The organism is Limnoraphis robusta CS-951 (genome assembly GCF_000972705.2).
Window position 1 is genome coordinate 23,669 of sequence record NZ_LATL02000359.1, and the last position, 11,314, is coordinate 34,982.

Consider the following 11,314-nt stretch of genomic DNA (forward strand, 5'->3'; position numbering starts at 1 on the left):
TTAGTCTACCCTCTTGACTTTTTCGGAGCCTGTGGTATTATTTTTAGTATAATCGGATATTTGCGAAAAAAATATTTTTTTAAACATCCAATTGTTTAAGGTACTCTTTAAAGTATACCAGGAGTCGCCCCTGTCTGTCAACTCCCTTCCCAAAAAAATCCCCTGCTTTTGTTAACAGGGGAAAGTCAATTCTACAGAGTCAAATGCCCCACCCACAAGGGGATGTGGCTTACAACTAGACCACTTCGGATCTGTCGCATACGGGTAATTGACCGTAAGAAAGTCTCTCCGTCTGACTAGCAGTAGAGAGAAGAAGTTTCTGTTCTTCCCACTCCTGGGGCATCCCTCACACTCATCGGGGCTNGTCTCTCCGTCTGACTAGCAGTAGAGAGAAGAAGTTTCTGTTCTTCCCACTCCTGGGGCATCCCTCACACTCATCGGGGCTGGTCTTTGACCACTTCTATCGTCACGGACAAACCACTTTTTCCTATTCTCCAACATACCAAGTTGCAGTCAAGAAATGTCTAGTCTGGTGATAGGTATTCGTATTGTACCAGAGACTCTCGCTCGCTTACATCCCCGCCCACTCTTGGGACGGGGTTTTACGCTCGATCAATAAACAAAAGATGCGGAGAGATTACTTAGCGACCTTTAAAACCGCAGAATCTTGATTGTATTCTTCCAGTTGAATGGGAACAGGTTTAACATTCCAGATCTGTTCACAATACTCTTTGATCGTGCGATCGCTAGAAAACTTACCCATACGAACGGCATTCAAAATTGCCATTCGAGTCCAAGCATCACGATCCTGGAATACTTTGCTGGCTCGTTCTTGACAATCAATGTAAGACTGATAATCAGCAAACAGCATATAAGGATCATGGTGCATGAAAGAATCAGTCATGGGTTTAAACAATTCCTTATCCCCATGAGAGAAAAATCCCGATGTTAGGCGATCCATCACGGCTTTTAACTCAGCATTCTTGCTGTAGTATTCCGAGGGATTATAACCCGCAGCTTTAACTTTGTAGACTTGATCAGCCGTTAAACCAAACAAGAAGAAATTCTCTTCTCCAGCTTCTTCACGGATTTCAATATTTGCACCATCAAGGGTACCAATCGTCATCGCGCCATTCATAGCAAACTTCATGTTACCCGTACCAGAAGCTTCTTTACCCGCCGTTGAAATTTGTTCGGACAAATCCGCAGCCGGATAGATTTTCTGACCCAGAGAAGCATTAAAATTCGCTAAGAAAACCACCTTCAGCCGTCCGCGTACATCCGGATCATTGTTAACAACTTCAGCGACGGCATTGATGAGTTTAATCATCAGTTTCGCCATGAAATATCCCGGTGCCGCCTTCCCTCCAAAAATGAAAGTCCGGGGAGTCACCTCAATGTTAGGATTTTGCTTAATCCGGTTGTACAGCGTGATAATGTGCAGTACACACAAATGCTGGCGTTTGTATTCGTGAATCCGCTTCACCTGCACATCAAACATGGAATTGGGATCAACCGCAATGCCATTGTGTTTCCAGATGTAATCAGCGAGTTTCTGTTTGTTTTCTAACTTAATCTGATGCCATTGTTCACGGAATCCGGCATCTTCAATGTAAGCTTCAATCTTGCGAAGTTGATCGAGATCCTTGAGCCAACCCTTACCAATTTTAGAGGTATAAAGCTCAGACAGTTTAGGATTGCTCAATAACACCCAGCGACGAGGAGTAACACCGTTTGTTTTATTGAAGAACTTCTCAGGCCAAATCTTGTAGAAATCTCGCAGCGTATCTTGTTTTAACAGTTCTGTGTGCAGTGCTGCCACACCATTAATTGCGTGAGATCCCACACAGGCTAAATTTGCCATGCGGACATATTGTTCTGGGCCTTCTTGAATGAGTGATAAACGGGCTAACATCCCTTCATCACCAGGATACCAGAGCTTAACATCTTCGAGAAAACGACGATTAATTTCATAGATGATTTCCAGATGGCGAGGCAGGAGATAGCCAAACAACGTCACAGACCATTTTTCTAGCGCCTCTGGCATTAGAGTATGGTTCGTGTAGGCAAAAGTGGTTTGGGTAATCCGCCAAGCATCATCCCAGTCAAAGCCATGTTCATCCAACAACAGTCGCATCATTTCAGCGATCGCCACCGCCGGATGAGTATCATTAAGCTGAATCGCCGTTGTTTCATAGAGATTGTGCAGACTCTTATGACGCATCAGGTGAATGCGAATAATATCTTGTAAGGTACAAGACACAAAGAAAAATTGCTGCTCGAGTCTCAGTTGCTTGCCTTGAGGCGTGTTGTCGTTGGGGTAGAGAACCTTAGAAATGGTTTCCGATCGCATTTTTTCCGCAACCGCCCCATCATAGTTCCCGGCGTTAAACGCATCAAAGTTGAAATCATCACTCGCTTCTGCCCGCCACAACCGCAAGGGGTTAACGGTATTGGTGTCATATCCGGGAACAGGCGTATCGTAGGGAATACCAATGGCAGTCGTTGAGGGAATCCAACGCACCCGATACTGACCCTTATCATCATGGTACATTTCCGTATGACCGCCAAATTTCACCTCGACGGCCTGATCCGGACGGGCAATTTCCCAAGGGTTGCCAAAACGCAGCCATTTATCAGGAATTTCAGCTTGCCAACCATCCTGAATCATTTGGTGGAAAATCCCAAACTCATAGCGTAAGCCACAACCAACAGCCGGAATTTCTAAGGTAGCCAAAGAGTCGAGGAAACAAGCAGCTAAACGTCCTAAGCCTCCATTCCCTAAACCGGGGTCAGGTTCTCGTTCTAACAGTTCGTCTAAGTTTAAGCCAGACTCTTCAACCGCCTGACGGATTTTTTCATAGACGTGTAGGTTGATCAGACTGTTGCCAAGATGACGCCCCATCAAAAACTCAGCCGAGAGATAGTAGACAACCTTAACGTTGTTTTCTACATAGGTTTTAAAGGTTTTCAGCCAACGGTTGAGTAAGCGATCGCGCAATGTGTAGGCGAGCGCCATGTAAAAGTCATCGGGGGTGGCAAAGGACTCATACTTCCCTTGCAAATAGAAAAGATTATCCGCAAAGGCCCGCTTGAGCGTGTCCACACTCATTCCAGTGCGGTCGTCCTCAATTTGAATCGGACATTCATTTACGGTTGGGAGGGATTGAGTCATAGATTCTCCTTTCAATCGGCCTGTTGGGTTCGGACAATGTTTCGGTTGCAGAAATCATATCAGGCTGAGTTTAGCTATCTCTGTAGCAATCGCTTCCAGCCTGTCTTGACAGCGCCCCTGCTTCCGATGAAGACTATCGATAAATTTTTTGGATTTGAAGACCCAGAATGTTAACTTTCGGGTCTATTGTATCCTGTTTGTCTAGATAGATTGACACTCCCACGCCTTAAAAGGCGGGGATTCTTCATTCTACGACTCGACTTGCTGAGACAGGATTTCTCCTATCACAGTAGAGGTAAAATCTCCTGAAGCGTTTTGATCTAAGATCCAAGTTCCGCTATGCCCTAGCGTACTCAAAGCTGAATTCAGAATATTAATTGCGGCATTATGATCCCTGTNTTTTGATCTAAGATCCAAGTTCCGCTATGCCCTAGCGTACTCAAAGCTGAATTCAGAATATTAATTGCGGCATTATGATCCCTGTCTAAGACAAACCCACACTGACAAATATGAGTTCGAGTTGATAGAGATTTTTTAACGATTGTTCCACAGTTTGAGCAGGTTTGGGAGGTATAAGCGGGGTTGACGGCAACTGTTATTCTGCCAAACTTAACTCCAAAATACTCTAACCATTTTCTGAATTGATACCAACCCGCATCATTAATTGACTTGGCTAGACAATGATTCTTTACTAAGTTTTTAATCCTCAAGTCTTCGTAGGCGACCAAATCGTTTGATTGGATTACGCAACGCGCCAGCTTAAGAGCGTGTTCTTCACGTTGCCTACTTATTTTGAGGTGTGCTTTGCCCAGTCGCTTAATGGCTTTTAATCGGTTGGCACTGCCAATATTTTTTCGAGAAACGCGCCGTTGATAAAGCTTTAATCGCTTTTCGTTTTTTCTGTAGAAACGAGGGTTTAACTCAGTGTTGCCATTACTATCGGTGTAGAACTCTTTTAACCCTACATCTAACCCTATTGTTTTCCCTGTCGGTTGTATTTTTATTTTCACATCGACTTGGATACAAAATTGAACGTAATAGCCGTCAGCCCTTCTAACTAACCTCACTCGTTTAATTTTTTCAACTGGATAAAATGCCAGATCCCAAGTTCCGACAAGCTTGAGTTTTCCAATCCCCTTTTTGTCGATAAATTCGATATGTTTGGGGTCTAAGAGTTTCCATCCGCTCTGTTTGTATTCAACTGAGCGACTATTCTTCTTGAACTTTGGATAGCCTTTCCTACCCGGAATATTCTTTTTGCAGTTATCGAAGAATCTAGCAATAGCTGACCAACACCGTTCTACAGATGCCTGACAAGCGTGTGAATTCAAGTCCCTGACAAAAGGGTACATAGCTCGGAGTTCGGTGTTGTATCGATACAACTCCTTTCTTCCAAGTCCACGATTATCCATCCAATACCGCAGACATGAGTTCCGAACAAACTGAGATGTTTGGATTACTTCATCGATTGCTTTATATTGGTGTGATTTCCCTTTTGCTTTGAATTCGTAGACTATCATTGACGCTAGCTTATTTGGCGTATAATATTACTATACCACATAGACATTTATGTGCAGAAAGTAAGTTAACCGTCGTTGACAATAAGGCTTGCATCCCGCTTTTTTTCGGTCAGCTGACATCCGACTAGAACCCTCCTCCAAACCTGTTTGAGTCTTGGGAACGCTTAAACGAACTCAAAGTCCTGCTATTATCTCATTGAGCAGAGTTTCTTGAGGTAGTAAACAGTAAATGTACTGTTTACTACCTCAAGAAACTCTGCTCAATGAGATAATNGATTTCCCTTTTGCTTTGAATTCGTAGACTATCATTGACGCTAGCTTATTTGGCGTATAATATTACTATACCACATAGACATTTATGTGCAGAAAGTAAGTTAACCGTCGTTGACAATAAGGCTTGCATCCCGCTTTTTTTCGGTCATGCTGACATCCGACTAGAACCCTCCTCCAAACCTGTTTGAGTCTTGGGAACGCTTAAACGAACTCAAAGTCCTGCTATTATCTCATTGAGCAGAGTTTCTTGAGGTAGTAAACAGTACATTTACAGAGGGGCTTCTTCCAGAGTTTAACTTAACGGGATCTCAATCAACATTTGACTTCCTTTGCTTTTTCTTTAGTTTTGCAGCTCACTTTAGGAGGACAAATTGCTTCTCAGTGGTATTAAACCCAACATTCTCAGCAGTTCCATAGGTTTTCTGGGGTTGACGGGATTAGGATTGATTGCAATTGTGATCATCATTGTTTCTCTAAAGCCAGGAACTCCCGTCCTTGATCATTCGAGTCTGTCTAAATTTACTCAAGATTCCCAACCCTCTGAAATCCCTGAACATCAATGGATTGTCAGTGGTGAACAAGCCAAAATCTTGTTAAAACAAGGTGCAACCCTCTTAGATGCTCGTTCATTAAAGATTCTACACTGGGAACGCTTAAAAGATGCAACTTTTATCAGTTGGCAGGACTTTTCACGTCCAAACCCACCTGATCGCGGTAAACTACTGAGCGATGATCAGGTTTTAACTCAAAAATTGCAAGCAATTGGTANTCGTTCATTAAAGATTCTACACTGGGAACGCTTAAAAGATGCAACTTTTATCAGTTGGCAGGACTTTTCACGTCCAAACCCACCTGATCGCGGTAAACTACTGAGCGATGATCAGGTTTTAACTCAAAAATTGCAAGCAATTGGTATTTTTAGTCATAAACCCGTTATTGTCTACATTGACCCAAAAACCGGATGGGGTGAAGAAGGTCGCATTGTTTGGATGTTACGCAGTTTAGGTCATTCTCAAGCGGTTTGGGTAGATGGCGGTTATGCGGCGTTAGTTAAAGCAGGTTTAACGCTTGAAAATAGTCTCAAACCCACTCAACCCCCCAAGGGAGATTTTCAAGTTAAACGTCGCCCTGACTGGGAAATTAATCGCTCGGAAATCAAAAATCATTTGAATCATCAGAATTTAGTCATCATAGATAGTCGTGAACCCCGAGAATATGCAGGAGAAACGCCCTACGGAGAACAACGAGGCGGTCATATTCCCGAAGCGATTCACCTTTATTATAAAGACTGGCTGGATGAAAACGGAATGTTACTTCCCCGTCAAGTCATTTTAGATCAATTAGCAGAAAAAGGCATTACACCCGAAAAAGAAATTGTTAGCTATTGTACCGGAGGTGTACGATCGGCTTGGTTAACTTCTGTGTTAGTTGATTTAGGGTTTTCAGCCAAAAATTATCCAGGTTCCATGTGGGAATGGTCAGCCTCTCCCCCCGAAGATTATCCACTTTTGAAATTAAATTAAATAAGAGTTAGGAATAGAGGAAATTGTCGGATTGAATAGATTTTGCTGAAAACGTTCTAAATAGATTTTGACCACTAAATCATTAGGATTGGTTTGATAACAGTCTTTGAAAGCTTCACTCGCCTCAATAAAATTTTGCTGTTGATACAAAGAAACGGCTTCAGAAAATGTTGATAAATTTGATAATTTAGCCGATAAATCTTCGGGCGAATCTGCATTAAAAACTTCATAAACTGCTACTGATTCTGAGCGTCCTTTAACCTGAACTCGATCAATTAAACGAATAGCATAGTCTGTTTTAGATTGTAGACGACAAAATGTAGACTCAGAAATTAATNAAATTTTGCTGTTGATACAAAGAAACGGCTTCAGAAAATGTTGATAAATTTGATAATTTAGCCGATAAATCTTCGGGCGAATCTGCATTAAAAACTTCATAAACTGCTACTGATTCTGAGCGTCCTTTAACCTGAACTCGATCAATTAAACGAATAGCATAGTCTGTTTTAGATTGTAGACGACAAAATGTAGACTCAGAAATTAATAAAGGAATTTGATAGATTTTCGTTAATTCTTCAATTCTAGAGGCTAAATTAACGGCATCACTAATCACTGTTCCTTCCATATGATGAGAATCTCCAACCGTTCCCAACATCAATTTTCCTGTATTAATTCCAATGCCAATTTCTAGAGGAATATAGCCTGATTTTATTCGATTTTGATTATATTCATTTAAAGTTTTTAACATAGCAATTGCTGCTTTGACTGCATCATCAGAACTTCGGCTAAATAAAGCCATAATTGCATCGCCAATATATTTATCAATAAAGCCATGATGTTCAGTGATAACAGGTGTCATTCGAGAGAGATAAGCATTAATGAGTTTAAAATTATCTTCAGGAGAAAGACTTTCACTGAGGGCAGTGAATGAACGAATATCCGAAAATAATACAGACATTTCTCGTTCAACTTGATCGCCTAAATCAACCTCAAGAATACTCTGTTTATTTAAAAGTTCAATAAACTTTTCAGGAACAAAACGTAATGCGGCTTTATTAAGTTCGATCAACTCCATTTGAGCTACAATTTTTTGACGAATCTCCCGATAAATCAGTAAATAAAGAACAGAAAGCAATCCTAAATCAAAAAAAATTCCTAAAGCTAAAACAATATAACTGTTTTCAATAACTTGATCGGTGACTTTTAAACGCTGTTCAAACAATCGTTCTTCTTCTTGTTTCATTTCCTGCAAAACTTGACGAATTCCGTCCATCAATTTTTTTCCCTCATTGGTTTTGACCAATTCAATTGCGGCTTGATTACTCACCGTTCTAGAGAGAGTAATAGTTGTTTCCAGTTCTAATAATTTTTTGTCAATCAAATTCGATAAAGATTGAATATTTTGCTGTTGAATCGGATTATCTAAAGTCAAGGATCTGAGGATATCCAAATCTTGATCAATCTGTATAATCGCATTTTTATAAGGTTGTAAATATCGTTTTTGCTGCGTGAGCAAATAGCCTCGCTGACCCGTTTCAGCATCCGACAAATCGGCGGAAATATCTTCTAAAACTCTTAAAACTTGCTTGGTATGAACTTCCCACTGTTTTGTTTCAGCTAATCGTTTAGCGGTTTCATAGCCACTCGAAGTAACCAATATTAATAAAGTAGAAGAAAGCCCAAAACCCAAAAAAACTTTTTTTTGTAGAGAAAACTTCATAGAACCCGCCGATTTTCCAGGTAAAAATTAAGTTGAATTCTACCCAAAACCCTAAATTTTCAACCCTAATCTTGTCACTTCTTCAGAATTGATTGAGATGCAGAGGGTCTTCTTTCATTATGCCCCACAACAGAAGAACAAGCTCAACCGACCAAAAGTTTGAACCCGCTCAAAAAAAAATACACCCAACCCGTTAGGGAGAGTGTGTTTAGGTTATACCTATGAACGTATAACACTTAGAGCCATTCTCCCTAACATACGTCTGAGTGATCACCCCTTATGCACTTTAGAGCAAAGCGATCGCCAAACTTACCTGCAAGTCGGACTTCAAAGCGGCACAATAGAGGCGGTAGAATAATCTCACTCGGTTCGCGAGTCAACCGCAAGCCCCGGCTTTAAAAGGCGGTGTTCGGTTGACCAGAAAAGCACGTTAACAATTATTGCCATGAAGCTAAAACGACTAGGCCACGTAGCCATTTGTGTCAACGATATAGACAAAGCGGCACAATTCTATAAAAATTTGGGCATGAGGTTGGTTTGGAAAGATGCAGACTGGGCCTACCTCAAAGCCGGAGAAGATGGGTTAGCCCTACTAAGTCCCGGTTATGACCAAGCAGGCGCCCATTTCGGCTTTGTATTTAGCGATCGCAGCGAAATGGAAACCGCCTATGAACACCTCAAAACCCAAGGGGTTGAGGTAAGTTCTATTCACGAACACCGAGACGGCACCGCCTCCTTCTATGGTCGAGATCTCGATGGAAACTCCTTTGAGTACCTATACGAACCGACTGCAACCTCAAACTAGAAATTCCCAACCAGGGACTCCCGACTGTGCCTGAAAGCGTTTGAAAACGATAGAAAAACGACCATCTGCAAAACACGACCCGAAACTATGTTTGAAAAAATGCGCCTGGGAAGACGTCGGCGAACTCCCTTTTCAGCTTGGGATCAAGTTGATTACGTTCTATTTCTTCTGTCGATCGGCCTAACTATCTTAGGCGGAGTGATGATCCGTAGTGTCGAACTCAACCAAGGTCTGACAGACTGGTGGCAACATTGGCTGATGGGCAGTATCGGNACTCCCTTTTCAGCTTGGGATCAAGTTGATTACGTTCTATTTCTTCTGTCGATCGGCCTAACTATCTTAGGCGGAGTGATGATCCGTAGTGTCGAACTCAACCAAGGTCTGACAGACTGGTGGCAACATTGGCTGATGGGCAGTATCGGTTTAGCTGCCGCTATCGTGATTGCCGGATGCCGTTACGAACGCTTATTAGAATGGAAATGGGTGATTTATGTCGCCACCATTATCGCCTTAATTGCGGTACAGATTATCGGGACCACCGCTTTAGGGGCGCAACGTTGGATTAATATTGGCGGCTTTCACGTCCAGCCCTCAGAATTTGCCAAAGTTGGGATTATTATCACCCTAGCGGCCTTATTACACGAACGCACGACCCCAACTATCCCCGATGTGATCAAAATGTTAGCGATCGCGGCGGTGCCTTGGGGATTAGTCTTTATCGAACCCAACTTAGGAACCTCGCTGATTTTCGGTGCCATTACCCTGGGAATGTTGTATTGGGGAAATGTTCATCCGGGTTGGCTCATTTTATTGGTTGCTCCCATCGGTTCAGTGATTTTATTCACAGTTAATCAACAAGCCGGGATCGTTTGGGCGGTATTGATGGGGTTTGTCGGTTGGTGGAGTTTACCCATCCGTTGGCTGACTGGCCCCTTGGCATTGCTGGCAAATTTAGGCGCGGGAGAACTCGGAACTTTCTTTTGGGGTTTACTGCAAGATTATCAAAAACAACGGCTGACTGGGTTTCTCAACCCCGAACAAGATCCCCTCGGTTCAGGATATCATTTAATTCAATCGCGGATCGCCATTGGTTCAGGACAACTGCACGGACGAGGACTCTATCAAGGCACTCAAACCCAGTTAAACTTTATCCCAGAACAGCACACCGACTTTGTTTTTTCTGCCATTGGCGAAGAACTTGGCTTTATTGGTTGTGTTTGTGTATTGGTTGTCTTTTGGATATTGTGTTGGCGTTTGGTGATGATCGCCTTAACTGCAAAAGATACCTTTGGTTCCCTGCTCGCCATTGGGGTTTTGTGTATGATCGTGTTTCAGGTTTTTGTTAATATTGGCATGAATATCGGGTTAGCTCCAGTTACAGGTATTCCTTTGCCTTTCCTGAGTTATGGTCGATCAGCTTTGTTAAGTAATTTTATCGCGATCGGACTGGTGCAGTCTGTGGCAAATCATCGACAACGGATTAAGTTTTAATGGAGTCACCGAGTCACCGAGTCACCGAGTCACCGAGTCAGGAAGTTCAGGAGTTCAGGAGTTCAAGAATTCAAGAATTATCTGAAAAACTGATAACTGATAACTGTTCAGTGTAAATACTGGTACTGGTCACTCTCTTACGAAGTTGCTCTACGCAGGCGTAACCCCAAGATCGCACTTCGCGCTGATAACGGATAACTGTAAAATGCGGATTCTTCAAATTGTTCCTTCTATTGCGTTGGTTTATGGAGGCCCTAGTCAGATGGTGCGGGGACTGTCGGCAGCGTTGGCGACGCAAGGGGTTGATGTAACCATTTTAACGACAGATTCTAATGGGGATATTGGTCAACCGCCTTTAGATGTTCCCCTCAATCAACCTGTTCGTGAAAATGGTTACACCGTGCGTTATTTTCGCTGTTCGCCGTTTCGACGCTATAAATTTTCCCTGAATCTATTAAACTGGTTATGGCAACACGCTAGCGAGTTTGATGTAGCCCATATTCACGCTTTATTTTCTCCGGTCAGTAGTGGGGCGGCGACGGTGGCGAGAATGCGAAATTTGCCTTATATTTTGCGACCTTTAGGAACCCTTGATCCGGCTGATTTGCAGAAAAAAAAGCAATTCAAACAAATTTATGTAACCCTACTAGAACGAGCTAATATTGCCGGATCTGCGGCTCTGCATTTTACCAGTCAACTCGAAGCACAAGTTTCTGAACGTTTTGGGGTATCTACACGAGATTTAGTGATTCCCTTGGGGGTGAATCCTCCCCTATATGAGAAAAACACAGAATCCAACAATCCTCC

Annotated in this window: 5 protein-coding genes and 3 pseudogenes; 5 read left to right on the forward strand and 3 right to left on the reverse strand. The window is 42.5% G+C overall.

Annotated features, from left to right (window positions below):
* Positions 1-637 precede the first annotated feature (637 nt).
* Entirely contained in the window at positions 638-3,175 is a 2,538-nt protein-coding gene (locus WN50_RS30495) for a glycogen/starch/alpha-glucan phosphorylase (RefSeq protein ID WP_046281123.1), read from the reverse strand.
* A gap of 399 nt (positions 3,176-3,574) precedes the next feature.
* Positions 3,575-4,695: pseudogene (locus WN50_RS30500) on the reverse strand (RNA-guided endonuclease InsQ/TnpB family protein); the annotation flags it as partial.
* 1,262 nt (positions 4,696-5,957) lie between these two features.
* Between WN50_RS30500 and WN50_RS36770 the strand changes: the two are divergent.
* Positions 5,958-6,491 (forward strand): sulfurtransferase, encoded by a 534-nt coding sequence (locus WN50_RS36770; RefSeq protein ID WP_235441199.1) that lies wholly within the window; start codon positions 5,958-5,960, stop codon positions 6,489-6,491.
* Positions 6,492-6,829: 338 nt separating this feature from the next.
* On the opposite strand, the pseudogene WN50_RS38020 reads toward WN50_RS36770, so the two are convergent.
* Positions 6,830-8,211: pseudogene (locus WN50_RS38020) on the reverse strand (CHASE3 domain-containing protein); the annotation flags it as partial.
* A 202-nt stretch (positions 8,212-8,413) separates the two neighbouring features.
* Here WN50_RS38020 and WN50_RS34995 point away from each other — a divergent pair.
* The 4 genes and pseudogenes from WN50_RS34995 to WN50_RS30530 all read left to right on the forward strand — a co-directional run.
* Positions 8,414-8,569 (forward strand): hypothetical protein, encoded by a 156-nt coding sequence (locus tag WN50_RS34995; RefSeq protein ID WP_160315435.1) that lies wholly within the window; start codon positions 8,414-8,416, stop codon positions 8,567-8,569.
* 87 nt (positions 8,570-8,656) lie between these two features.
* Complete coding sequence (locus WN50_RS30520; RefSeq protein ID WP_046281121.1) at positions 8,657-9,016, forward strand: VOC family protein; 360 nt, start codon at positions 8,657-8,659, stop codon at positions 9,014-9,016.
* 273 nt (positions 9,017-9,289) lie between these two features.
* Positions 9,290-10,507: pseudogene (gene rodA, locus WN50_RS30525) on the forward strand (rod shape-determining protein RodA); the annotation flags it as partial.
* 205 nt (positions 10,508-10,712) lie between these two features.
* The coding region (locus WN50_RS30530) for a glycosyltransferase (RefSeq protein ID WP_049561826.1) at positions 10,713-11,314 on the forward strand (602 nt) is incomplete at its 3' end.